Origin of the sequence: Gorillibacterium terrae (assembly GCF_051594785.1) — a bacterium.
Classification (GTDB): domain Bacteria; phylum Bacillota; class Bacilli; order Paenibacillales; family NBRC-103111; genus Gorillibacterium.
In genome coordinates this window covers 260,667-283,429 of the sequence record NZ_JBPPGI010000005.1, presented here as the reverse complement: position 1 = coordinate 283,429, position 22,763 = coordinate 260,667, and the positions used below count along the sequence as shown (strand labels likewise).

The following is a 22,763-nucleotide window of genomic DNA, read 5'->3' as shown; positions in this document are numbered from 1 at the left end:
AGCGGCTAGGCCGCACTCCCATTCTAATGGAAGAAGGCAAGTATTACAAAATTCGGCTCGTTTTCATTGGTCCGGGAACGGCTCCAACCTTTATGGGGTCGGTTCTCTCAAACAGACCGCCCGGGCGGCGCGCTCCCTTTGCGCCTATCGGCCTATCCGTTTGAGCGCCGTTCCTCCCCGTAATCATACCGTTCCCCTATGCAAATTTCCATACCTTTGTAGATTGGGAGGAAGAGCCGGAACTCCCGGCTCGCCGACGATGAGAGAATACTGGCTCAAGGCCACGGAAGCGTGGCCCCCTTACCTCATACTGGTGGGAATCGCCGTCTACGTCCTGGTCAAAGGCCTGCGCCTGCGCCGTCTCAAACAGCTTACTCCGCCCCCCGGAGAGATGGACGACGCCCTGATCGAACGTCTCAATGCGGGGAGGTCCGGCGAATGAGCGGCAAGCAGGCCGTCCACTTCAGTCCGCGGCTCGTGACCGCGCACCGGTTCGAGCGGTTGCGCTTCTGCCGTACCTGCGGCTCCGTCACCTCGCTGCGGGGCGAGACTTGTCCGTCCTGCCGCCGGACCGGAACCCTGCTGCCGCTCTCCCGGATGGGAGCGGGAAGAATCCGCCTCCGGAGGCTGGCGGAAGCGGTTGTTCTCGCCCTGGCTGCGGTCGCCGCCGTCGCCCTCGCCGCGAATTCGCTCGAGCGGACCGTCGTCGCGGTCCTCGGCGCCGGCGCGCTGTCCGTGTATTTCTATCTGCTGCGTCGCTACGCCGATTCCTTCGCGCCGTATCGCCTTCACCGGCTGCTGCTCGACGAGACCGACCGGATCGCCGAAGGGCTGGCGACCGACGAGCGGGCGGCCGAAGCCGATTACGAGGCGGACCGCTACCGGGAATGCTACGAGAAGCTGCGCGAGATCGGCGAGTTTATCTGGACGGACCGCATCCGCTACAACAAGGTGATCTGCCTCGACCGCTTCGTGCTCCGCAAGGACATGGACCTGGAGCTGGAGAGCGTCGTCCCGCGGCGGTTCAACAAGCTGTTCGTCCGCTATCTGTGGGAGGTATCCAAGGTTAACCGGCCGCTGATCCGGGAGAGAACCCTGGATTATGCGCTGCGCTTCCGGGGGGATATCGAGAAGCTGCCGTACGGACCGGAGGTCATGACCAACATCGCCAGCGCCGCCCTGCGCTCGCAGGCCAACCTGAGCGCTTGCGAATACCTGCTCGCCGATTATGCCGTCGCTCTGCCGCGGGACCGGTTTCTCCGGCTCTGCCGCCTGCTCGCCTCGACGCGGGGCTATTATCCGACCCTCGCCGCCCGGACGGCCGAAATCGCCCGCACCCGCTATGCGGGAGACAAAGAGGTGGAACGGGCCGCAGGCGCCATCGGCCAGGCCTCTTGGAGATAGACGAACCGGGCGGCCGCCCCCCTGCACAGCGGCCCAAAATAACAAAACGCCCGCGCATGGCGCGGGCGTTCTTTCTTATCGTTTTAGACTTCATAACTGTCGCTGACCAATTCCCTCACCACATTGCGGGCCATCCGCACCTGATGCGGCTTCTTCGTCCTCAGCGTCCGGACGATCTCCTGCAGATCGGCTTCCGATTCGGTGTATTTCTCCTCGTCGTCCAGATACGCGAACAGCTGCGTGACGCTGACGTCGAGGGCATCGGCGATCTTCACGAGGTTGAGCAGGGACACGTTCTTCTCCCCGCGCTCAATCTGCCCGATGTACGAGTAGTGGAAGCCTCCTTTTTCGCCAAGAACCTCCTGGGACCAGCCCCGTTCCTTGCGCAGATCTCTCACCCGATGGCCGACAAGCTGCAAAACATCCTTCTGCATCATCTACACCCCACTATAGAGAAAGTGTAGAGAAGAAGGCAACCAGTAAAAATAGGTAATTAAGTCGTATGATCGTCGAAAAAGATATTAATAAATCCTATCTTTATGTATAATGGGGATATCTGTCTATGAAAGGAGTCCCCGTTCGTGCCCGATTGTCAGCCGGAAGGCCCAGCCTCGCCGGAACAGCTCATGCGGGAGTCCCGCACGCATCTGGAAACCGCCATCGCCTTCGCCGACCAGCGCATGCCGCGGCCGAGCCTGTCCTACGCCTCGCGCTCGGCCCGGCTGTTCCTGGAGGCCTATTACGCCAAAGGGCAGAGAAGTCTTCCCGCGAGAAGCCCGGCCTACGACTATCACCTGCTGCGCTACGCCGCCGACCAAGGGGCGCTCGCCCTCGCGGACGAGCTCCTGCTCCGCAGCCTCTGGTATGTCTCGGAGCAGTACGACTACATCCTCGCGGGCAGCGGAGCCGGTATTCCGATCCGCCGGCTGCTGACCAAGCTCTTGACTCTGCTCGAGCAGATGGAAGCCGCCGTTCTGTCTCCGGCTTACCTGCGCAGGCGTCCCAGCTCCTGAACGATCGCGTCGATCTCGCTGACGCTGAAGGTTTCCTTCGACATGACATGCTCGTACAGCTCGACCAGCTCCTCGTAGCGGCCTTCCGCGAAGTGCTCGGAGCGGATCGCTGCGCCGGAAGCGACTCTCAGCTTCAGCTTGATCTGTTCGATCATATACTCTACGTTTTCTTTCGATGCGTTTGCCAGATTCATTTCTCTCATCCCTCCCGCTGCCGAATACGGCCGATACGTCATTATACCCGATTCTCCCGTTCGGCGGGCAAGCGGATTTCCACGACCGTGCCGTTTCCCGGCTCGCTTTTGACGGAATAGGTTCCGCGGTGGTTTTCGATGATTTTGAAGCTGACCATGAGCCCGAGCCCCGTTCCTTTTTCCTTGGTCGAATAGAACGGTTCGCCCAGGCGCGCCAGCTTCTCCTCGGGAATGCCGCAGCCGTTGTCGGCGATGCGCACCCAGATGTCGCCGTCCGGCTCCGAGCCGGTCTCGACATGAATCATGCCGCCGACCGGTACCGCTTCCAGGCTGTTCTTGAGGATGTTGAGGAAGACCTGCTTGAGCTGGTTCTCCACGCAGGAGACCGGATGCAGGCCGGGGGCGAAGCGGGTGACGAACTGCACGTTGCCCATATGCGCCTCGGGCTCCAGCAGCATCAGCACATCCTGGAGAATTTCGTCCACCTGTTTCTTTTGGAACGACCAGACCTGCGGCTTGGCCAGGACGAGAAATTCATTGATGATGGTCTCGATCCGCTCCAGCTCGCCCATCATGATCATGGTGTAGGCCTTGTTGGTCATGCTCCGCTCAAGCAGCTTGGTGAAGCCCTTCAGAGCGGTGAGAGGATTGCGGATCTCGTGGGCGACGCCCGCCGCCAATTGGCCGATGGCGGACAGCATTTCCGATTTGCGCAGCAGCTCCTCGGCCGTCTTGTGCTCGGTGATGTTCTGGGACATTTTCAGCACATGGATGATGTCGCCCTGGGGATTCTTGATCGGCAGCATCGTCGCGCCTTCCCAATACCATTCGCCATCGCGCGTGCCCATCTCGATCTCGCCCGCCCAGCGGTTGCCGCTCTTGACCTGCTCCCAAATCTCTTGAAAAGACACCCCGTCGATCTCCGGCGGATGAAGCTGGTCGATGTCCAGCCCGCGCACCTCCTCCGGCAAATAACCGGTATGCTCGGTGAACTTCTGATTGACGTATTCAATCCGGCCGGCCGGGTCGGTGATGGCGATGATGCTGTGGTTCTGCTCGATGGCGTAGGACAGCTTCCTCAGCTCCGCCGTCGCCTGCCGGAATTCGGTGATTTCGGTCAAGGTGACCTGGAGCCCGCGCAATCGCTCCTCTCCCGGGCCGCTCGGATAGATCACCAGGCTGTACCACCGCCCGCTGCGGCTCGAGATCTCCCTCTCGAGAGGAACCCGGTTCTCGGCTGCCCAGGCGATATCGGCGCACAACCCGTCCAATGCAAATTTGTCCGCCAGCTCGCCGAGCGGTCTGCCGATATCCTCGGCGGCAAGCGGGATTTCCAGGGTAATCTGAGGATTGAATTGCCTCAGCCGAAGCTTAAAATCAAAGACCAGGACGCCGATGCGGGCATGCTTCGTCCATTGGCTCCAGTCCCGGTATTTCTGCTGCCATTCGCCCAATTGCCGGCAAGCGCGGGCATACTCCCGGGTATGCTTGTCTTCCCGCCGGATGAGCTCCGCGTTCTGCCGGAGAAGCTCCCGGGCGATGACTTCGCGTTCTCCCAAGCGGGTCAGCAGCTCGCGGTTGCGGGCTTCCAGCTCCCGAATTCGGTTCTCCAACCCTTCGCGCGAGCTTGAATCGGGCTCCGGCGAACGATCGAACGGAACAGAGGACGGTCTCGCGTCCGGTTTAACCGTCAGCAGATGAAGCGAAAGCTCGTTTCTTCTATCGGACATGCGATGACGACCTTCTCCCTGTTCCATTCGTTGATCCTTTCCTGATGAGAGGATAGCTCCGATTCGCGGCGGAGAGGGGCTGCCTGCAGTACTGTCGATTCGCCTAACGGTTCGCTCGCTTCTTCCCGGATCGGTTGCCTGAAGCCGTTCCCGGACGCTTGGGAGCATCCGCGGTCCCCGCGAGCCGCCGGGACAAGCCGCCGCTTTTTCCATGATACAATATCCCAACGATCACTACTACTAATATTTACCAACGTTTTCCGCCAAAAAGATAACCCATTCGACGGCCCGCCCGCTTCTCCCTCCCCGGCCCGCCGCCCTTCCCCCGCAACGGAAGCTGCGCTACGCAGCTTGGGATCTCCTCCCCCGCGCTTAGTCCGCGAGACCTTTTCCGACGGGAATCTCCTGCGCCACATAATGCTCGGTACCCAGAGAGACGAGCCCCTGCCCGCTGGTGATATCGGTCAGCCAGGCGGCGAACGCCTCCGCCGCGGAGGCGACCGGCTGGCAGTGCAGGGTGACCTTGTCGGCAAACAGCGTCTCCCCGAGCCGCGTTCCCCGCATCCTCAGCTCATGCTCCACCTTGCCGAGCCAGGTGTAGTCGATCTCCAGGTAGACATCCCGGTGCAGGACCTGCAGAACGGGGCCTGCCGCCGCAAGGCCGGCTACCGCTCCGTCCGTGTAAGCCCGAATCAGGCCGCCCGCCCCAAGCAGGATGCCGCCGAAATAGCGGGTGACGACGACCGCGACATCCTTCAGCCCCTGGTTCTTGATCACTTCGAGAATCGGCTTGCCCGCCGTTCCGCTGGGCTCGCCGTCATCCGATTGCTTCTGCCACTCGTCCCGTTCTCCGATCACGTAAGCGGAACAGTTATGGGTGGCTGCGCTGTGCTCCTTCTTGATCTCCGCAATGAACCGCAGCGCCTCGTCCTCCGTCCGTACCGGCCGGGCGTGCCCGATAAACCGCGACTTCCGGATGACGATCTCGGCCGATCCCTGCCTTTCGACTGTCTTGTAGCTGTCCAGCATGCGCGCCGCTCCTTCTCGCATTTTCCGTAAATTGTACCATGCCGGTCCGAAGCGCGGCAAAGCCGGCGGCGCCGGCGGAAACCTTGGGTAAACGTAAAAAAGTCCGTTGACGCCCGCGTCCGAATCCTCTAAAGTAGTTCGAAAGAGAGAAGAAAGACGATCATTTGTTCTCCTTCGCTCACTAACGTCTCCGCCATTCCACTTACGCGAAAGGGTCCGTTTATGAACCGTGTCCGCATCCCCATGAGCCGCTATGCCGGCTTGCTCTACGGCTACCTCAAGCCGCAATGGAAGCGCGTCGTCGTGCTTTATGCGCTCTTGGCCGCATCCATCGCCATGCAGCTCGTCAATCCCCAGATTGTCCGCTATTTCATCGACTCGGCCCAGTCGGGCGCCGGAATGCGGGACCTGTACCGGGCGGGAGCCTTATTCATCGGCGTCTCGCTCTTGTACCAGATCATCGTTCTCGTTACCACCTACCTGAGCGAGAACGTCGGCTGGACCGCCACCAACCGGCTGCGCTCCGACGTGGCCGGACACTGCCTGCGGCTCGATCCGAGCTTTCATAAGCAGCATTCCTCCGGCATGCTGATCGAGCGGGTGGACGGCGATATCAACGCGCTGTCCAACTTCTTCTCCAAGCTGTCGGTCATGCTGGTGTCGAACCTCGTCCTGATCATCGGCATTCTCGTCCTGCTGTTCCGGGAAGGCTGGCAGATCGGGCTGGTCATGCTGCTGTTCGTCGCAGCGGCGATCGGCGCTCTGCAGACCGTGCGCCGCTATACCGCCCCGCTGTGGACCAAGGTGCGGGCGATCAGCGCCGAGTTCTACGGCTTTCTCGGCGAGCATCTGGAGGGAACCGAGGACGCCCGGGCCAACGGGGCCGCCGGCTTCGTGATGAACCGCTTCTACGGCATTATGCGGCGCTGGCTGCCGCTGCGGTTCAAGGCGTTCATGGGCTTCGCCTCGATGTGGATCACCTCGCTCGTCCTGTTCGCCATCGGCGGCGCCATGGCCTTTGCCGTCAGCGCCTCTCTCTACCGCCACGGCGCCATCACCTTGGGAACCGTCTACATGATCGTCTATTATACGGAGCAGCTGTCGCGCCCGATCGAGCAGATCCGCACCCAGATGGAGGATTTGCAAAAGGCGGACGCCAGCATCGGCCGCATCGGGGAATTGCTCGCCGTCGAGTCGAAAATTCAAGACGGCGAGGGTGCGGCGCTGCCCGCCGGGGCTCCGGAGGTTCGCTTCCAGGAAGTCGAGTTCGGCTACGAGGACGAACTCACGACCTTGAAGGACCTCGACTTTACTCTGGAGCGGGGCAAGACTCTCGGCGTCCTCGGGCGCACCGGCAGCGGCAAGACGACGCTGGCCCGGCTGCTTCTGCGCTTCCATGACCCCCGCGGGGGAAAGATTACGCTCGACGGCCGCAGCCTGGCGGACTTTCGCGTGGCCGACCTGCGCCGCCATGTCGGGATGGTCACGCAGCAGATCGAGCTGTTTCAAGGAACCGTCCGCGACAACCTGACGTTCTACGACGATTCGGTGCCCGACGGAGAGATCGAAGCGATTCTGGCGGAGCTCGGCCTCGGCGACTGGCTGCGGTCGCTGCCGCTCGGCCTGAATACGCCGCTCGCCTCGAACGGAGGCGGCCTTTCCGCCGGGGAAGCGCAGCTGTTGGCCTTCGCCCGCGTCTTCCTGGCGGGGCCGGGCGTCGTCATTCTCGATGAAGCGTCCTCCAAGCTGGACCCGGCCACCGAGCAGAAGATCGTGCGCGCGACCGACCGGCTCGTCCGGGATCGCACCTGCATCATCATCGCCCACCGGCTCGCGACCGTCCGCCGCGTCGACGACATCCTCATCCTCGACGCCGGACGCATCGTCGAGCACGGCCGGCGCGAGGCGCTTGCCTCCGATCCCGGCTCGCGCTTCAGCCGCATCCTGACCACCGGATTGGAGGAGCTGACCGAATGAGCACATTCTCGTTTTTGTGGCGGCTGTTTCGCTACCGTCCCGGGCTGTACGCCGCCAACTTGTTCGCTTGGACGATGGTCTACCTCACGCCGGTCCTGCCCGGCCTGGTAACCAAGCTGTTCTTCGATGCCCTGACGGAAGGCGCCGCCTACCGCCTCGGCATTCCGGCGATCCTCGCCCTGATGATCGGGGCGACCCTGGCGCGCTGCCTGTTCATCGCCCTCGGCTTCGTCACGGACGTGCATTTCCGCTTCCGCATCGGCGCCCTGCTTCGACACAATCTGCTGCGGCACATTCTCCGCGAGCCGGGGGCGAAGGCGATCCCCGTCTCGCCGGGGGAAGCGATCAGCACCTTCCGCGACGACGGAGATCACGTCGAAGAAGCGATCAGCTGGTCCGTCGACGCCTTCGGCATGGTGGCGTTCGCCACCGCCGCAGCCGTCATTCTCGTGCGGATCAACGCCGAGCTGACCCTGTGGGTGTTCCTGCCGCTCGTCGTCGTCGTGAGCGTGGCGCAGCTCGCTACCACCCTGCTGCAGAAGTATCGGGCCGCAAGCCGCGAAGCGACAAGCCAGGTGACCGGCGCGATCAGCGAGATGTTCAACACCGTCCAGGCGATTCAGGTCGCCGGGGCGGAAGACCGCGTCATCCGCCGCTTCGAGAAGCTGGGGGAGCAGCGGCGCAAATCGGTGCTGAAGGACAAGGTGCTGAGCCAGTTGCTCGACTCGATCTTCTCGAACACGGTCAACCTGGGAACCGGCCTTGTGCTGATTCTGGCTGCCGGCCAGATGCGTTCCGGCGAATTCACGGTCGGCGATTTTGCCTTGTTCGTGTACTACCTGACCTTCGTCACCCAGTTCATCCAGAACTTCGGCAAGTTCATCACCGATTTCAAGCAATGCGGCGTCTCCAAAGACCGGCTGCTCTCGCTGCTTCAGGAGGCGCCGGAGGAGCGGCTCACCGAGGCGCATCCGCTCTACCTGACGGAGCAGCCTCCGGCGGTTCCGTCTCCGAAGCTGCGGCCGGAGGACCGGCTGGAGGAGCTCGCCGTCCGCGGACTCCGCTACCGCTACCCCGACAGCGACCGGGGGATCGCCGACATCGCCTTGACCCTGCCGCGGCATTCGTTCACCGTCATCACCGGCCGGATCGGCGCGGGCAAGACCACGCTGATCCGCACCCTGCTCGGCCTGCTGCCGAAGGATGCGGGCGACATCCGCTGGAACGGCAAGGAAATCGCCGATCCGGGCGCCTTCTTCATCCCGCCCCGGTCGGCCTATACGCCGCAGTCCCCGCGGCTGTACAGCGATTCGCTGGCCGACAATATCCTGCTCGGCCAGGAGGCCACCGCCGAGGAGCTGGAGACCGCCATCCGCTCCGCCGTCATGGAGCAGGATGTCGCCGCCCTCGCCGAGGGGCTTGCCACGCGGATCGGACCGCGCGGCGTGAAGCTGTCCGGCGGCCAGGCGCAGCGGACGGCGGCGGCGCGGATGTTCGTCCGCGACCCCGAGCTGTTCGTCTTCGACGACCTGTCGAGCGCGCTCGACGTCGAGACGGAACAGCTCCTCTGGGAGCGGCTGTTCGACCGGCGGCAGGCGACCTGCCTGGTCGTCTCGCACCGCCCGGCGGTGCTCCAGCGCGCCGACCGGATCATCCTGCTGAAGGACGGGCGCATCGAGGCGGAGGGCAAGCTCGCCGAGCTGCTCGCGTCGAGCGAGGAAATGCGGCGATTGTGGCACCAGGAAGGCGAGAAGCCGAGCGGCTCGCCCGCTTCCCGAGGATAAGCGTCCCCTGCGGCGCTTCGCTTCACGGCATGCCGATCCAAACCCGAGGCCGTCTCTGCGGGACCTTCCCGTGGAGGCGGCCTCTTTTATTTTCCGGCGCGGAAAATAAAAAACCTCCCCTCAAATGGGCTGCGGCCACACTTGAACGAGAGGGGTTCCGGGTCCTTCATCCGCTTCCGCCGCCTCCAACCGCTCGACGATTGCCTTATACAGGCGGGATAGGGCGGCATCGTCGAGAAGAGGCGGCCCCGATGGCTCCATCGGCATCGCTCCTTCCAACGACAGACAGCCGCCGTCTTTGGTTGTCGGAGACCCGCCGGCACCGGCAAGGCTGCGTCCCGGTCCGTCCATCGAAGTGGGTTCCGCCGTACGGCCGTTGCCTGGATGGATCGCAATCTTGATGTCGATCCCGTACCGTTCTTCCGCCTCTCGGGCAAAATCCCGTTCGTGGGTGCCTTCTCCCAGGCACAGGAGGATGAGGTCGGGATCATAGGCGGCGACAACGGCCTGCAGCAGGTAATCTTCTTCCGCCTGGTGATAGGGAAGCGAGACGATTCCTCCACAGGGATCGTCCACAAGGGCACTCGCGGAGACGACAACGCTGTAATAGCCGTCCTCCCGGAACAACCTCCCTAACCGCATACCCCAGAGATGCGCCGCTTCCGCTTCGCCCAGTACCCCAAGGATGGGAACGGATAGGGGCGGCGCATCGACCGGAACCGGCGATACTCTCCCGCTTTGCCGGAGTCCAGCGCCTTCCAGCAGCCTTCTGGCCTTCTCCAGGCTAAGCATCGGGCTATTCTGCATGAATCGGCAGAGGAGGGCACTGACGTAAGGAGCGGCGTAGCTGTTGCACACCGAGGTCACCGACGTTTCTCCCCGGAAATTCACCAGCGAGTGCCCGCTTCGAGCCGTAATCTCAATCCCGTCATAGGGCTTGGAATGGAAGAGATGCTGCCCATCTTGAAGCAGACCCTCTTCGTCGCATTTCACGCCGATCACCGTGTTCAGAGACGCGGGGCAGGATACCCGGTTCAAGTTGTCGCAAGCCGCCACAAGAAGCGTTCCCCGCTCGGCCAGCTTGCCGATGATCCCCGCAATCCCGTCGAAATCGGCAAAGCAGCGGGTGCCGAGGCTCATATGGATCAAGTCCGCCGGTATGCTTAAGCACCAGGTCAACGCTTGCAGCAAGTGCTTTTTGCTGGTCGTGCTGCGGTCGTCGGAGATGATTTTGACGCTCGATAAGACAACCCCGGGGGCGTATTTACGGATAATGCCCGCACAGGTGGTGCCGTGGGAAATCCGATACGGGTCATATCCCGTCCGAGTGAACATCGTCCCATCAGGACCGACTTCCATGTTGTACAGCAGGTCCCCGCATTGATAATAGCCTTCGTTGATGCCGTCGTCGATCACGACAACATGCTTATCTCCCATGCCTGACCGGCTCCTTGGCCTTGATCTGGTCCATGATAAGAGAGATAACGCCCGTAAACGAAGTAAACGTGCCGTTGGCGATTTCCTCTCCCGGAATCGAGATGCCGAATATCCGTTCAATGTCCGTATAAAGGTACAGCAAATCCCGGGCTTGCAGCCTGAGGCTCGCTCCGAGGAAGTGCGCTTCCCGTCTGGCCTCGCTCCATTCCCCCGCAGGAAAGCCGAAGCGCTCCTCCATCATCTTTTCCATCTGCAGCGTGACCGACGTTAAATTCCAAGCTTCCATATGCCGTTCCCTCCTGATCTCCTCCCCGGTCTCTCCCTCGCTAGACGAGTTCGATTTCGGAGCATTCCTCCAAATCCTCAATGACCCGGTTGTACATCTCTCTTAAATCGGACTCGTTCATACTATTAAAAATGGATAATCCCATCTCCCGGAAGGAAGGGATCTTGGCATCAATAAAATCTGACGATAAGGTTAGGTATTCCTCCTTCTCGAAGATTTTCGCGTTATCCCACTGAAAGCGGGTATTGGCCAATGCAAAATGATCGATCTCAAAGCCGTTGCGATAACGAACCAAATTGCGGACTTTCTCAAAATACTCGGGAGTAAACGCATCGTAAAAGGCGCTCAAGATAACGGCGTCCGGTCTTACCGCCTGCGAAATCTCGTAGGCCAGAATGCCAAAATAATTGGGAAGCTTGTGATTCAACATGGCGACGCCACCCGGAATGCCGATCAGAATTACATCGGGCTGCTCACTCTTTTCCAAATCCTTTACATATCGGTTGAAGCGAATGATTTTTTCCGTCTCCATATAACCCGGTTCAACCATAAAACCCGGCATGGAATGAAACCCCAAGCATTCGCAGTAGCTTCGCGACCCGATCTGGCTTACCTTATACCCTTCGTTAAGCAAGGATTCCCGTAAGCCCAATTGAATCTCAAACTTATTGCATCGATCGGACAAGCCCATAACAAAAATAACCGGGGTATCGAGTTTAAGGATGGACTGGTCAACCGCAGAAATGGTCATCATCCTGGAACTTGCGTCGGCGTAACTCTTATAATCCACCCCGTTTTGGGCGCATACCCCCATTACTTGCTCTTCCATATCAAGCGGAAGCTCCACTGTGCTGAGCACATGCTTGCGGGCCTCCGCCGTTTTTACCATTTGAGGTAAGATGACTTTTGCTATATCGACCGGCGGGTTGGATTCCACGAACAGCACAGCATTGTACTCCTCGCCGATCTCTTCAAAATGGTGTCGGACGATCCTATTCAGAGGTTTGCCGCCATCCGCATAAGAAGCATCCTTACCGGATAATCCCCAGCCTTTCAACGAAACCAATCCCCGAACTTCAATTTCCTTCAACAATGTCCGATGTCTGAGTAAAGGGGCAGACTCCAGGCTATAAGGGAAAACCACCGCTTGATAATTCATCGGCCGCTCCTTCCTTGGCATGGTTATTCATGGGCCAGTGGATAAAAGGCATGGAAATCATACCCTAATTCTTTCATGACACAAATGTCTTTGAGCAAGCTTTCCGTGTTGGCGCGTACCGAACCGCAATGCTTGCCTTTTTCTTTGGCCGACAGTTCCGTAGTGGTATCCGCAAAGGCTGCGCATAAGTAGCAAAACCGGAAGGACCAGCAATCCTTGCAGCGCTCTTCTGTCAGTTTTCCTATATTCAGAATTCCCCTAATTTTTTCATAGTCAAATCCGGAATGAATGTTGCCAATCTTCATGTTTTCGGAAGTTTCGCTGACTCTTTCGCAAGGGAAAAAGTTCCCTTCAATGTCTATAAACAACCTCAGGGCTCCCGGAATGCAGGGTCCGCCATGATGAATCGCTTCCGGAATTTTTTCAGTTAACTGCAAGAGCTCATAGGTTCTGATCAAATCCTGGAATTTTTTCTCCACCAGCCGAGAAATATGCTTTGCATTCAGCTTTTTTAATCTCAACAGCATAATTTTGAAATACTCGTATTCATTGTCCTGGATAAACTTTTCGTTTTGTTTAAGGTTTTGCTTGGAATATTGTCCTGCGATGAGAGACATCATCGTGTGCATGTCCTTCACGGTTTCAAATTCGTTAAAAAACCGGGTGACACAGGAAAAATCGTTTTCCGGATTTACAACGGCATTAATCGAGATTTTTTTGAAATAGTCCGGGAAGTTATTGTGGATCTCTTGAAGGTTGTGCACCACCCGATCGAAGGAGCCTTCGTTTCCGCATAATTTTCTTGTCCCGTCATGCACGTCCTTTGGCCCATCCAAGCTGATGACCAAGGCGACAGCGCGCTTTTCCAGTTCACTCACGATTTCCCGGTTCAGCAAGGTGCCATTTGTAGTGAGCGTGAATTGGATCTCCTTGCCTTCCCCCCGAAGGTTGCAATAATCGATGCACGTTTTCACAAGATCGAATTCCGTCAAAGGCTCTCCCCCGTAAAAGCCGATCGACACGGTAGCGCTGTCACGGGAGTGGTCAAACAAAAAATCAATGCTTTTTTTGGCGGTCTCAAAGGTCATGGTTTTGTTCTGGTGGGATCGGTTGTAATAGTTGCCGGAATAAGCGCAATACTCGCAGCGCATGTTGCATTGCTGAGTGACCTGGAGTGTAAGCTTTTCCACTCGGCCAGTAAGATGATTTTCCAGCAATTCGTCGGTGGGATGGAGCACTTTCTTGGCGCGGTTCGCAGAAAGAAAACCATTTTCGCGGAGCTTATCCAACTGTTTTTGGGTTTGGGCAAGATCTTCGCCGGTTCCTGTCTCTATATTTCCTTCATTTGCGATTCGGTTCCAAAGCTTTGGGTTAATCCGTAAAATCGCATTTCGGTTGACATCATAAACATAATGAGATCCTGGCGTCTTAAAGGAATGGATAAACGGCTCCGTTTTACTCATGTGATCTCTCCTGTCCCTAAACGTTGGAAAACTCACCAATCGGGAGTCGACTTCACCGATTGGTGAGTACCTAACTAACGATTAATTATGGTTACTGGCCATAGAATTGATAGAAGCATTCGAAATGGAAGCGTACTCGTTAGCTGAGATCACACTGTTGGTAGCCGCATTCTGTGAATCCGTGCATTTGCAAGAGGACCAACAGGAACAACTCATGCAGGACCGGCAATAGCTTTCGATGGTTTCCTCCGCTGCCCAAAGCTTCTTCCCCAATTTTCTCATGTTCATTCTCCCTTCGTTCGATTGGTTTGCCTTCATGAATCCGTGGAGTGGCATGTATTTGAAATAACGGCCCCTTGTCCGCGGTTACAAGGAGAGTTACGTCAAATCGGAAGCGGCTGTCTCTGATATTCGCTCACGGTCCCGTTCTCTACGCGGAAAAAGCGGTCTGCATGCTTCACGGACTCCGGTTTATGGGAAACCACCAGAATGGTTTTTCCGCTTTGCTTAAGCAGACCTAATCGCTCGTTAAGCAGGCATTCCGACTCCGCATCGTACCCCGATGTCGCTTCGTCCAGGAGGAGGATGGGGGCATCCTTGGCGAAGGCCCGGGCCATGGCGATTTTTTGCTTTTGCCCGCCGGAGAGACCGGAACCGTTCCGCCCAACCCGGCTCTTGACCGTCAGCGGCAATTCTTCGACGAACGAAGCGGCGGCGCTATCGTCCAACGCCTTCCTGACTTGATGCTCCCTCAGCCGGAGCCCGCCGGCGACATTCTCTTCGATGGTTGCATCGAACAGAAAGGCCTCTTGGCTTGAAACCGCTACCAATCGACGGTAGACCTTGAGCTTCATATCCTGGATATTCACCCCGTCCAGGAGAATTTCGCCCTTCTGCGGAGCGTAAAACCTCGCCAGCAGATTCAGGATCGTGCTTTTGCCCGAGCCATTGGCTCCCGTAAAAACGACCAGTTCCCCCGGATGGATTTGAAAGGAAGCATGCACGAGGATAGAAGCGTCATTCCCGTAGGAAAAGCTGACGTTGTGGAAGCTGATGCGGCCCGTTAACGGCTCCTGGGCAATTTCCCGCTTCGCTTGAAAAAGCGGAGCTTGCTGTTCCGTCTCGGTATCCAGGAATTCAAAAAATCTTCTGGCCGAGGGCAGAATATCGGCAAACAGGTATTTGACGTTGATCAGGGAAGAGATCGGAGCCACCACATAGATGCTGTACGTCATAAAGGCGAACAACCCGCCGATCGTCAGGCTGCTGCCAAATACCAGGTAAGCGCCAAGGATGTAGAGGACGTTCGTGATGAGTTGAAGCAGCAGGCTGTCCGCGTATTCGTTCCATTTATCGATGAAGGCCATCTTGATATTGGTTTTGATCAGCTTGCGCTGCAGGTTGGTAAACTGGCCGGTTTTCTCCGAGTACAATCCCCACAGCTTGACTTCCTTAATCCCGCTTAAAACCTCTCCATACCAAGCAGAGTAGCTGCGGCTGTATTCAATCAACTCTTCCATGAGCTTTTTTCGTTTGCGGGCAAGATACCGGGTCGCCAGATACCGGAGTGGCATAAAGAAGAGCACGACCAGAGTGAGCCGCCAGTCAATCAGGAAGAGGCCGATCGCTCCGCCGATAAGCCGAATGAATTGCGTCAGTAAGGAGAAGATCCCCCTGTCGCACAGTCTGGACAGATTCGCCGCATCCATGCTCACCGTACCGATGATTTCCGTGGCATTTTTTTGGTTGAAATAATCCAGCTTCAGCTTCAGCGAATGCTTGAAGGCCAAACTCTTTAAGGAATAGTGAAACATGGAATTTACATACGACAAATTTTTGGTTTCCAGAAGCCCGATCGTTTGATCCGCAAGCAACAATAGAATGGTATACAGGCAATACACAGCGACGGTTCCCATGTCATGCTTCAAAAGCCCCTGATCCATCATCTGCTTGTTGAGCAAGGGAAGGATCAGATGAATTCCGGAGGAGGCCAGAAGAGTGGCGAAGAGAACGATGATTTGTCTTCGGAAGGGGAGCAGCAAGCGAGCGAGCCGGTGAAGCAGCTGTTTGGTTTCCGATGGCATATTCAACCTCTTAGGAGAGTAATAGGAAAAGTTTGTGTTTCATTTCACATAGCAGGGTTAGCGTTATCTTACAGCCATTTCCTATCGTTTCATACCCTTTTTATGCAAGTAGTTTATATTTTTATAGATTTATCATATTTTCCCACTCTACTCCGGCATCCCCTATCCACCCTCGGATTCGCGAGAAAAACAGCCGAAAAGAGCCCATTGTTTTTCCTATAATACCTAGTATAATACTCGGTATAAACCTTAAGGAAGATGGGGGGACACCTTCCATGTATGACGTTTACGAGCAGGCTTGGATCAACGATCATCTCGATCTGTACAATTATGCCGGGTCCCTCGGGGACACCGGCTGGCAGGAAGAGATCAAGGCGCGTTTCCTCGCCCGCGAGGAGGATTTCCGCGCCGTTACGGTCGAACTGCTGCGCCAAGACCTCTGGCGGATGTTCGATCAGATCAACGTGAAGATGCTGGAGCTGTTCGGCCAGATGCGGGACGAGAAGAACCACGACCGGGAAGCGGAGCTCCGGGAGCGCGTATGGGAGCTCAAGGTGATGCGGGTCGAGATCGTCCGCAAGATCAAGTCTCTCTGAACACCCGCCCGCATCCATGGAAAGCGGCAAACCGCTCCAACCGCTCGGCCAGCGCGCGGTCGAACCCGGCCCCGCCCGGAAAGTCCGGCTCCGGCCAGAAGCGGCGCAGCTCCAGCTCCCCGCGCTTCTTGTGCGCAATGAGCTCGATCCGTCCGGCGAAGCGGGTGCCGTACAAGACGGGCAGCACGTAGTAGCCGTACCGGCGCTCGGCGGCGGGGGTATAGATTTCCCATTTGTATTCAAAGTCAAACAGAGCTTTGATCAGCTTCCGGTCCCACAGGAGGTTGTCCAGCGGGGCGATGAATTCGACTCGCTGCTTCAGCTTGCCCGCCGCTTTGGCCCGCTCGGCCAGCGATAGGTCCTCCTGCCGCAGATAGAGCGGCTCGCGCATCCCTTCGACCTGGACTTCAACCAGCCTCCCCTCCGCAAGCAGCGCTGCGAATGCCTCCATCCGCTCCGCGCTCTTCAAGCCGCGTATTCCGAGCCAAGCGTCGGATGGCTTGTTCCACAGCAGTCCCACGGCCCCGACCCGGCGCTCTACCTGCCACTTCCGGTAGCTTTCCTCCGTCCCATTCGGGTCAGGCGCCGCCAGGAGAGCCGGGTCGAGCCATTCGTCCGCCGCCCCGTACGCCTTCGCGGTCCCTTTCTTGTGATGCACCACGAGATCGCCGCGGAAGTACAGCGTTTCCAAGGCCGCCCGCCCGAGCGACGAAGGACTCCAATACCAATCCACGCTTTCCTTCAGTCCCAGGTCCTTGGCGAATACGCCTGCCTTCCCTCTTACCGCCGCCAGGATGTCGTCCCTCCACCGCTCGACGAGCTCGCGGCTGCGGGAATCCGTTCGGTATTGCTCGCGCGTTCGGGAGAAATACGGCCAATCCTCGATAGGCAGAATCGCCAGGTTCTTGTCGAAATAGTCAACCAGCCGGCGATCCCGGTACAGCAGCTCCTCCAGCATCGGCTTGGTGAAATCGGGCACCCGCGCCTGCAGCACCAGCTCGGCGTTCTTGCCGCAGACATCGATCGGGTCGTACTGGATGCAGCCCGCCTGGCGGACGAATTCGAGAATGCCCGCTTTGCCTTTGAACCGGTACTCGCCCGCGAGGCCATGCTTCAGCAGCAGGAAGCGGCGCGCCTCCTCAACGGTCAAACCCATTCGGTTATCCATGCTTGTCCTCCTGTCTCGTATATGGCCAGTGTAGCACGTCAATTCCGACACCTGTCTGTCGCCGATGAAGCGGCGTTTTTCCGATGCAAGCAGAGCCGCAGTCCCGCAGCCGGGTTCAAAAAAAGCCTGCCGTCTGGAGAGAGTCGCCTCTTATCCGTTCAGCAGGCTTTGCTTCATTGCGGGTTCGTTCGGCCAAGGCCGGGGATCAGTCGTTCAGGCGGGCTTCCAGCTCTTCCTTCTCCTTCTCGAAGCCGGGCTTGCCGAGCAGGGCGAACATGTTCTTCTTGTAGGCTTCCACGCCCGGTTGGTCGAAGGGATTGACGCCGAGCAGGTAGCCGCTCACGCCGCAGGCCTTCTCGAAGAAGTACACCATGTAGCCGAAGGTATACGGGCTCATGTCCGGAATGGTGACGATCAGGTTGGGCACTCCGCCGTCTGTGTGGGCCAGCATCGTTCCCTGGAACGCCTTCTTGTTGACGAAGTCCATCGTCTTGCCGGACAGGAAGTTCAGGCCGTCGAGGTTGTCGGCATCTTCGCCGATGACGATCTCTTCCGGCACCTTCTCCACCTGGATGACCGTTTCAAACAGGGTGCGGTTGCCTTCTTGGATGAACTGCCCCATCGAGTGCAGATCGGTGGAGAAATCGACGGACGCCGGATAAATGCCCTTGTAGTCCTTGCCTTCGCTTTCGCCGAACAGCTGCTTCCACCATTCCGACACATAGTGCAGGGAAGGCTCGTAGTTGACGAGGATCTCCGTCGTCTTGCCCTTGCGGTACAAGGCGTTGCGGACAGCCGCATACTGGTAGCTGAGGTTGTCGGCCAGGTTCGGGTTGGCGAATTCCATCATGGCGTCGCTTGCGCCGCGCATCATTTCGTCAATGGCGATGCCCGCCGTCGCGATGGGCAGCAGACCTACCGCAGTGAGCACGGAGTAGCGGCCGCCGACGTCGTCGGGAATGACGAACGTCTCGTAGCCTTCTTCGTCCGCCAGCTTCTTCAGAGCGCCGCGCGCTTTGTCGGTCGTCGCGTAGATGCGTCCCCGGGCCGCTTCCTTGCCGTACTTCTTCTCCAGCAGCTCGCGGAAAAGGCGGAAGGCGATCGCCGGCTCCGTGGTCGTGCCGGACTTGGAGATCACGTTGACGGAGAAGTCCTTGCCCTCCAGGAGCTGGATCAAGTGAGCCGCATAGGTCGAGCTGATGCTGTTGCCGACGAAGAAGATCTGCGGCGTCTTGCGGGCTTCCTTCGACTGCAGGTTATAGAAGCTGTTGGTGAGCATCTCGATCGCGGCGCGCGCTCCCAGGTAGGAGCCGCCGATGCCGATGACGACGAGCGCCTCGGAGTCGGACTGAATCTTCTTGGCCGCCTGCTGAATGCGGGCGAATTCTTCTTTGTCGTAGGACAGGGGGAGGTTGATCCAGCCGAGGTAATCGCTGCCGGCTCCCGTGCCGTTGTGAAGCTGCTCGTGCGCCACGCGCACGGCGCCTTCCAGGTAATCCACTTCGTGCTGGCCGATGAAGCCGAGGGCCTTGGAATAATCGAAATGAAGCTTGTTGGCCATGTGAGAATCCTCCTATGCGAAAAAAGTTTCGGAATCGTCAGCGTGAACGAAAGCTTGTTGGGGGATGAATCGGGCATCGCCGTGAAAAGCGCTAGAATTCCTTGACGGCGGGAAGCCGCAAGCTCCCGGATCGCGGCGAATCCGTGGGGGAAAAGGCAGACGGGTGCCCTTGCCGCGTGTTGACTATCCCTAAGAATACTTTCATTAGAGCGGAAAAGCAAGTGATCCGCCGCACATTTCACGCGCGCCGCTCCGCATTCCCAACGGCCGGATCGAATGGTATGATGAAGGCAAAAGGACGGTGTTCGCATGAACGAAAAACGGATTGGATTTATCGGACTCGGCACCATGGGCAAGCCGATGGCGCAGAATCTGCTGAAAGCCGGTTACCCCCTCACCGTGTACAACCGCACGCCGGACAAGGCCGACAGCCTGGTCGCGGCGGGAGCCGCTTCCGCCTCCACCCCGGCGGAAGCCGCCCGGCAATCGAACGTCGTCTTCACCAACGTGAGCAACGACGCCGCTCTCCTCGACGTCCTGCTCGGGCCTGACGGCGTGCTGGAGGAGGCTCGCGAGGGGCTCACGGTGATCGACTGCAGCACGGTCGCCCCCGAGACGAGCCGCCGCGCGGCGGACGAGCTGGCTGCGCGCGGCGCCCGCTTCCTGGACGCGCCGGTCACCGGCAGCAAGCCGGCCGCCGAGAACGGCACGCTCGTCTTCATGGTCGGCGGCGACGCCGAAGCGCTGGAGGAGCAGCGCGCCTTGTTCGAAGCGCTCGGATCGAAGCTGCTGCACATGGGAGCGAACGGCTCGGGCTCGTACGCCAAGCTGGCGCACAACCTGATCGTCGGCATCAATTCCGCCGCCCTCGCCGAAGGGATGGCCTTCGCCGCCCGGGCCGGGCTCGACCTGGACAAGTTCCTGGAAATTGTCCAGGCCGGCGGAGCGGCGAGCAAGCAGGCGGACCTGAAGGGCCGCAAGATCATCGAGGGGAACTTCGACGTTCAGTTCTCCCTGCAGCTCATGCTGAAGGACCTCCTGCTCGCCATGCGCGAGACGGCCGGCTTCCAGCTTCCTTCGCCCATGCTGAACAACGCCGCCGCCCTCTACCAGATGGGCTTGTCCAAGGGCAACGGCGAGCGCGACCTCTCGTCCGTGGTGCAATGCTACGAGGACTGGCTCGGCCGTCCGGTCGGCTACAAGCCGGCGGCGCGGGCGGAGAGCGCCGTCCCGGAACGCCGCCGCGCGGAGCGGGTCAACCTCGGCATCCGGCTGCAGATGTCGATCTACCAGTGGCAGCTCGAAGGCGCATTTTCCGGCCAAAACATCGAGGTGACGCTCCAAGACCTCTCGGGCGACGGCCTGCAGATTGCGACCGAGTCGCCGCTCGCCCAGGATATGTTCGTCGTCGTCCACTTTCCCAAGGAGGCGTCGCTGCCGCCGATCACCGCCAAGATCATCCGCGTCGACAAGGACGAAGAAGCCGATCTGTTCCGCTACGGCTGCATGATGTCCGGGCTCGCCCCCGTCGTGCGCGTCCGCCTCGTGGAATATATCGAGGACGTCCGCAATCGGGTTGGCCGGTAACTCAACTCGGAAGGAGGCCCCCCTCCAGCAGGCTGGGGCCGAAAGCGGCGCTTGAAGAACGGACCGCCGCATGGCTTCTGCCCAGAGGCCGAGCACGGGTGCCTCTACTCGAACCCGTAAAAAAGGACCTATCGTTCCGCATGTGCGGAAACGGTAGGTCCTTCTGTTTTGGGTATAGTGCGGGAATTCCCCCGGGGGATGCAATCAGCGGAGAAGGCCCTTCACTTTGGCGATGACGTTGTCGACGGTGAAGCCGAATTCCTTCAGCACGACGCCGGCCGGAGCGGACGCCCCGAAGTGGTCGATCGTCACCGAATCGCCGTCGAGTCCGATGTACTTGTGCCAGCCGAAGGATGCGGCCATCTCCACGGCCACCCGGGCGCGCACGTCCGGCAGGATGACCGAATCGCGGTACTCCTTCGGCTGCCGCTCGAACAGCTCCATGCTCGGCATGCTGATGACGCGCACCTGGATGCCTTCCTCGGCGAGCTTCTTCTGGGCTTCGACGGCCAGCGCCACTTCGGAGCCGGTCGCGATGATCTGCGCCGCCGGCTTGCCGTCCTTGGCGTCGGACAGCACATACGCGCCCTTGCGCACGCCCTCGGGCGCCAGCTCCGCCGTGCCTTCCAGGTTCGGCAGCGCCTGGCGGGTGAACACCAGCACGACCGGGCCGCCGGTATTGGCCGCGGCGTAAGCCCAAGCCTGGCTCACTTCGTTGCCGTCCGCCGGACGGAGCACGGTGAGGCCGGGAATGGAGCGCAGGCCAGCGAGCTGCTCGATCGGCTCGTGCGTCGGGCCATCCTCGCCGACCGCGATGCTGTCGTGCGTGAACAGGTAGATGGCCGGAATGCCCATGATCGCGCCGAGGCGGATCGCCGGCTTCATGTAATCCGAGAAGACGAAGAACGTGCCGGAGAAGGCCTTCACGCCGCCGTGCAGCGTCATGCCGTTCACCGCCGCGGCCATCGCGAACTCGCGGACGCCGAAGAAGATGTTGCGGCCGCTGTAATCGGCCGGGCTGAGCTTGCCGGAGACGCGGATGCCGGTCTTCGTCGAGGTTTCCAGGTCGGCGGAGCCGCCGATCAGCATCGGGTAGTTCTTGGCGATGGCGTTCAGTGCGCTTTCCGAAGAGGCGCGGGAGGCCACGGCCTTGTCCGCCGGAGAGTAGACCGGCAGCTCGGAGTCCCAGCCCTCCGGCAGACCGCCGGCAATCGCCAGCTCCAGTTGGGCGGCGAGCTCGGGATAGGCTTCCCGGTAAGCGTCGAACAGCTTCGTCCATTCGGCTTCCGCCTGGATGCCGCGGTTCTTGACTCCGGCGAACAGCTCCTTCACCTCAACCGGCACGTAGAAGTCCTCGCGGCCCGGCCATTCGTAGAACTGCTTGGTGAGCAGCGCTTCGTCGAGCCCCAGAGGAGCGCCGTGGGCACCGTGCTCGCCGCCCTTGCCGGATTTGTTCGGGCTGCCGTAGCCGATGACCGTCTTCACCTCGATCAGCGTCGGCCGGTAATCGGCGCGCGCTTCTGCGATCGCCTGATGAATGGCGCCCAGATCGTTGCCGTCGGCCACGCGCAGCACCTGCCAGCCATACCCTTCAAAGCGCTTCGACACATCTTCGGAGAACGACATGTTCAACTCGCCGTCCAGCGAGATGTCGTTCGAGTCGTACAGCACGACCAGCTTGCCCAGCTTCAGGTGACCGGCGAGCGAGGCCGCCTCGCCGCTGATCCCTTCCATCAGGTCGCCGTCGCCGCAGATGGCGTAGGTGTAATGGTCGACCACGCGGAAGCTGTCCTTGTTGTAGGTGTCGGCCAGATGCTCCTCGGCGATCGCCATGCCCACCGCCATGGCAAAGCCTTGTCCGAGCGGCCCCGTCGTCGCGTCCACGCCGACCGTGTGGCCGAATTCCGGATGGCCGGGCGTCTTGCTGCCCCACTGCCGGAAGCTTTGCAGCTCTTCGAGCGGAAGATCGTAGCCGGTCAGATGCAGCAGGCTGTACAGCAGCATCGAGCCGTGTCCAGCCGAGAGGACGAAGCGGTCGCGGTTGAACCACTTCGGATTCGCCGGGTTGTGCTGCATGAATTTGGTCCACAGCTCATAGGCCATGGGAGCGGAGCCCATGGGCATGCCGGGGTGTCCGGAGTTGGCTTTGTTGATCGCGTCGATCGCAAGCGTGCGGATCGTGTTGACCGCCAGCTTCTCCAGCAGTTGGTTCGGTGTTGTCGCCATTTTCGAGAAAGACCTCCCGTAACTTAGTTCATTCATTGTACCATGTCGCGAAAGCTACTTCTATC

19 protein-coding genes and 2 pseudogenes are annotated in these 22,763 nt (G+C 59.5%); 8 read left to right on the top strand and 13 right to left on the bottom strand.

All coding sequences use genetic code 11. The features are described from left to right. The first annotated feature begins 259 nt into the window (after nt 1-259). Complete coding sequence (locus ACSEXS_RS18230) at nt 260-442, top strand: hypothetical protein (protein WP_438434665.1); 183 nt, start codon at nt 260-262, stop codon at nt 440-442. Continuing rightward, nucleotides 439-1,404, top strand: a complete 966-nt coding sequence (locus tag ACSEXS_RS18225) for a hypothetical protein (RefSeq protein WP_438434664.1) — start codon at nt 439-441, stop codon at nt 1,402-1,404. Before ACSEXS_RS18230 ends, ACSEXS_RS18225 begins: the two co-directional genes overlap by 4 nt. Before the next feature lie 83 nt (nt 1,405-1,487). On the opposite strand, the gene ACSEXS_RS18220 is transcribed toward ACSEXS_RS18225, so the two are convergent. Beyond that, nucleotides 1,488-1,841: a helix-turn-helix domain-containing protein gene (locus tag ACSEXS_RS18220; protein ID WP_438434663.1), complete on the bottom strand. Its 354-nt coding sequence runs from the start codon at nt 1,839-1,841 to the stop codon at nt 1,488-1,490. A gap of 144 nt (nt 1,842-1,985) precedes the next feature. On the opposite strand from ACSEXS_RS18220, the gene ACSEXS_RS18215 reads away from it, so the two are divergent. Beyond that, the gene (locus tag ACSEXS_RS18215; protein WP_438434662.1) at nt 1,986-2,417 is read left to right on the top strand and encodes a hypothetical protein; all 432 of its coding nucleotides are present in this window, start codon (nt 1,986-1,988) and stop codon (nt 2,415-2,417) included. Here ACSEXS_RS18215 and ACSEXS_RS18210 read toward each other — a convergent pair. From ACSEXS_RS18210 to ACSEXS_RS18200, 3 genes are all read right to left on the bottom strand, one after another. Next, a complete protein-coding gene (locus tag ACSEXS_RS18210; RefSeq protein WP_438434661.1) occupies nt 2,390-2,611 on the bottom strand; it encodes a DUF1128 domain-containing protein in 222 nt (73 codons plus the stop codon). The genes ACSEXS_RS18215 and ACSEXS_RS18210 overlap by 28 nt on opposite strands. A 41-nt stretch (nt 2,612-2,652) precedes the next feature. Then, nucleotides 2,653-4,341, bottom strand: a complete 1,689-nt coding sequence (locus ACSEXS_RS18205; RefSeq protein ID WP_438434660.1) for an ATP-binding protein — start codon at nt 4,339-4,341, stop codon at nt 2,653-2,655. 372 nt (nt 4,342-4,713) lie between these two features. Then, on the bottom strand, nt 4,714-5,370 hold the full coding sequence (locus tag ACSEXS_RS18200; RefSeq protein WP_438434659.1) for a YigZ family protein: 657 nt from the start codon (nt 5,368-5,370) through the stop codon (nt 4,714-4,716). Between the two features lie 222 nt (nt 5,371-5,592). Here ACSEXS_RS18200 and ACSEXS_RS18195 point away from each other — a divergent pair, with 222 nt between their 5' ends. Both ACSEXS_RS18195 and ACSEXS_RS18190 read left to right on the top strand, forming a co-directional pair. Then, nucleotides 5,593-7,347 carry an ABC transporter ATP-binding protein gene (locus ACSEXS_RS18195; protein ID WP_438434658.1) on the top strand — a complete coding sequence of 585 codons (1,755 nt, stop codon included), beginning with the start codon at nt 5,593-5,595 and terminating at the stop codon, nt 7,345-7,347. Next, nucleotides 7,344-9,131: an ABC transporter ATP-binding protein gene (locus ACSEXS_RS18190; RefSeq protein WP_438434657.1), complete on the top strand. Its 1,788-nt coding sequence runs from the start codon at nt 7,344-7,346 to the stop codon at nt 9,129-9,131. Before ACSEXS_RS18195 ends, ACSEXS_RS18190 begins: the two co-directional genes overlap by 4 nt. A 120-nt stretch (nt 9,132-9,251) precedes the next feature. Here the strand turns inward: ACSEXS_RS18190 and ACSEXS_RS18185 are convergent, their stop codons facing one another. The 6 genes from ACSEXS_RS18185 to ACSEXS_RS18160 form a co-directional block, all read right to left on the bottom strand. Continuing rightward, entirely contained in the window at nt 9,252-10,568 is a 1,317-nt protein-coding gene (locus tag ACSEXS_RS18185; RefSeq protein WP_438434656.1) for a S8 family serine peptidase, read from the bottom strand. Then, nucleotides 10,558-10,854: a hypothetical protein gene (locus ACSEXS_RS18180; RefSeq protein WP_438434655.1), complete on the bottom strand. Its 297-nt coding sequence runs from the start codon at nt 10,852-10,854 to the stop codon at nt 10,558-10,560. The genes ACSEXS_RS18185 and ACSEXS_RS18180 overlap by 11 nt, the downstream gene beginning before the upstream one ends. 40 nt (nt 10,855-10,894) lie before the next feature. Beyond that, on the bottom strand, nt 10,895-12,013 hold the full coding sequence (locus ACSEXS_RS18175; RefSeq protein WP_438434654.1) for a TIGR04066 family peptide maturation system protein: 1,119 nt from the start codon (nt 12,011-12,013) through the stop codon (nt 10,895-10,897). A gap of 23 nt (nt 12,014-12,036) precedes the next feature. Then, nucleotides 12,037-13,476 carry a Cys-rich peptide radical SAM maturase CcpM gene (gene ccpM / locus ACSEXS_RS18170; protein WP_438434653.1) on the bottom strand — a complete coding sequence of 480 codons (1,440 nt, stop codon included), beginning with the start codon at nt 13,474-13,476 and terminating at the stop codon, nt 12,037-12,039. 81 nt (nt 13,477-13,557) lie between these two features. Then, on the bottom strand, nt 13,558-13,758 hold the full coding sequence (locus ACSEXS_RS18165) for a CLI_3235 family bacteriocin precursor (RefSeq protein WP_438434652.1): 201 nt from the start codon (nt 13,756-13,758) through the stop codon (nt 13,558-13,560). Between the two features lie 101 nt (nt 13,759-13,859). Then, nucleotides 13,860-15,560, bottom strand: a complete 1,701-nt coding sequence (locus ACSEXS_RS18160; RefSeq protein WP_438434651.1) for an ABC transporter ATP-binding protein — start codon at nt 15,558-15,560, stop codon at nt 13,860-13,862. A gap of 275 nt (nt 15,561-15,835) precedes the next feature. Here ACSEXS_RS18160 and ACSEXS_RS18155 point away from each other — a divergent pair, with 275 nt between their 5' ends. Then, on the top strand, nt 15,836-16,156 hold the full coding sequence (locus ACSEXS_RS18155; protein WP_438434650.1) for a hypothetical protein: 321 nt from the start codon (nt 15,836-15,838) through the stop codon (nt 16,154-16,156). Here ACSEXS_RS18155 and ACSEXS_RS18150 read toward each other — a convergent pair. Both ACSEXS_RS18150 and ACSEXS_RS18145 read right to left on the bottom strand, forming a co-directional pair. Further along, nucleotides 16,143-17,324 (bottom strand): winged helix-turn-helix domain-containing protein, encoded by a 1,182-nt coding sequence (locus ACSEXS_RS18150; protein ID WP_438434649.1) that lies wholly within the window; start codon nt 17,322-17,324, stop codon nt 16,143-16,145. The genes ACSEXS_RS18155 and ACSEXS_RS18150 overlap by 14 nt on opposite strands. Before the next feature lie 205 nt (nt 17,325-17,529). After that, on the bottom strand, nt 17,530-18,885 hold the full coding sequence (locus ACSEXS_RS18145) for a glucose-6-phosphate isomerase (RefSeq protein ID WP_438434648.1): 1,356 nt from the start codon (nt 18,883-18,885) through the stop codon (nt 17,530-17,532). Nucleotides 18,886-19,194: 309 nt separating this feature from the next. Here ACSEXS_RS18145 and ACSEXS_RS18140 point away from each other — a divergent pair. Continuing rightward, nucleotides 19,195-20,088, top strand: a pseudogene (locus ACSEXS_RS18140) (NAD(P)-dependent oxidoreductase); the annotation flags it as partial. 42 nt (nt 20,089-20,130) lie between these two features. Continuing rightward, a pseudogene (locus tag ACSEXS_RS18135) lies at nt 20,131-20,472 on the top strand (PilZ domain-containing protein); the annotation flags it as partial. 204 nt (nt 20,473-20,676) lie between these two features. On the opposite strand, the gene tkt reads toward ACSEXS_RS18135, so the two are convergent. Beyond that, nucleotides 20,677-22,698 carry a transketolase gene (gene tkt / locus ACSEXS_RS18130; protein ID WP_438434647.1) on the bottom strand — a complete coding sequence of 674 codons (2,022 nt, stop codon included), beginning with the start codon at nt 22,696-22,698 and terminating at the stop codon, nt 20,677-20,679. Between the last annotated feature and the right edge of the window lie 65 nt (nt 22,699-22,763).

What these genes read in the sequence shown, in the direction of transcription:
- ACSEXS_RS18230 (WP_438434665.1), top strand. Translation starts at nt 260, where the DNA reads ATGAGAGAATACTGGCTCAAGGCCACGGAAGCGTGGCCCCCTTACCTC.
- ACSEXS_RS18225 (WP_438434664.1), top strand. Translation starts at nt 439, where the DNA reads ATGAGCGGCAAGCAGGCCGTCCACTTCAGTCCGCGGCTCGTGACCGCG.
- ACSEXS_RS18220 (WP_438434663.1), bottom strand. Translation starts at nt 1,841, where the DNA reads ATGATGCAGAAGGATGTTTTGCAGCTTGTCGGCCATCGGGTGAGAGAT.
- ACSEXS_RS18210 (WP_438434661.1), bottom strand. Translation starts at nt 2,611, where the DNA reads ATGAATCTGGCAAACGCATCGAAAGAAAACGTAGAGTATATGATCGAA.
- ACSEXS_RS18205 (WP_438434660.1), bottom strand. Translation starts at nt 4,341, where the DNA reads ATGTCCGATAGAAGAAACGAGCTTTCGCTTCATCTGCTGACGGTTAAA.
- ACSEXS_RS18200 (WP_438434659.1), bottom strand. Translation starts at nt 5,370, where the DNA reads ATGCTGGACAGCTACAAGACAGTCGAAAGGCAGGGATCGGCCGAGATC.
- ACSEXS_RS18195 (WP_438434658.1), top strand. Translation starts at nt 5,593, where the DNA reads ATGAACCGTGTCCGCATCCCCATGAGCCGCTATGCCGGCTTGCTCTAC.
- ACSEXS_RS18190 (WP_438434657.1), top strand. Translation starts at nt 7,344, where the DNA reads ATGAGCACATTCTCGTTTTTGTGGCGGCTGTTTCGCTACCGTCCCGGG.
- ACSEXS_RS18185 (WP_438434656.1), bottom strand. Translation starts at nt 10,568, where the DNA reads ATGGGAGATAAGCATGTTGTCGTGATCGACGACGGCATCAACGAAGGC.
- ACSEXS_RS18180 (WP_438434655.1), bottom strand. Translation starts at nt 10,854, where the DNA reads ATGGAAGCTTGGAATTTAACGTCGGTCACGCTGCAGATGGAAAAGATG.
- ACSEXS_RS18175 (WP_438434654.1), bottom strand. Translation starts at nt 12,013, where the DNA reads ATGAATTATCAAGCGGTGGTTTTCCCTTATAGCCTGGAGTCTGCCCCT.
- ccpM (WP_438434653.1), bottom strand. Translation starts at nt 13,476, where the DNA reads ATGAGTAAAACGGAGCCGTTTATCCATTCCTTTAAGACGCCAGGATCT.
- ACSEXS_RS18165 (WP_438434652.1), bottom strand. Translation starts at nt 13,758, where the DNA reads ATGAGAAAATTGGGGAAGAAGCTTTGGGCAGCGGAGGAAACCATCGAA.
- ACSEXS_RS18160 (WP_438434651.1), bottom strand. Translation starts at nt 15,560, where the DNA reads ATGCCATCGGAAACCAAACAGCTGCTTCACCGGCTCGCTCGCTTGCTG.
- ACSEXS_RS18155 (WP_438434650.1), top strand. Translation starts at nt 15,836, where the DNA reads ATGTATGACGTTTACGAGCAGGCTTGGATCAACGATCATCTCGATCTG.
- ACSEXS_RS18150 (WP_438434649.1), bottom strand. Translation starts at nt 17,324, where the DNA reads ATGGATAACCGAATGGGTTTGACCGTTGAGGAGGCGCGCCGCTTCCTG.
- ACSEXS_RS18145 (WP_438434648.1), bottom strand. Translation starts at nt 18,885, where the DNA reads ATGGCCAACAAGCTTCATTTCGATTATTCCAAGGCCCTCGGCTTCATC.
- tkt (WP_438434647.1), bottom strand. Translation starts at nt 22,698, where the DNA reads ATGGCGACAACACCGAACCAACTGCTGGAGAAGCTGGCGGTCAACACG.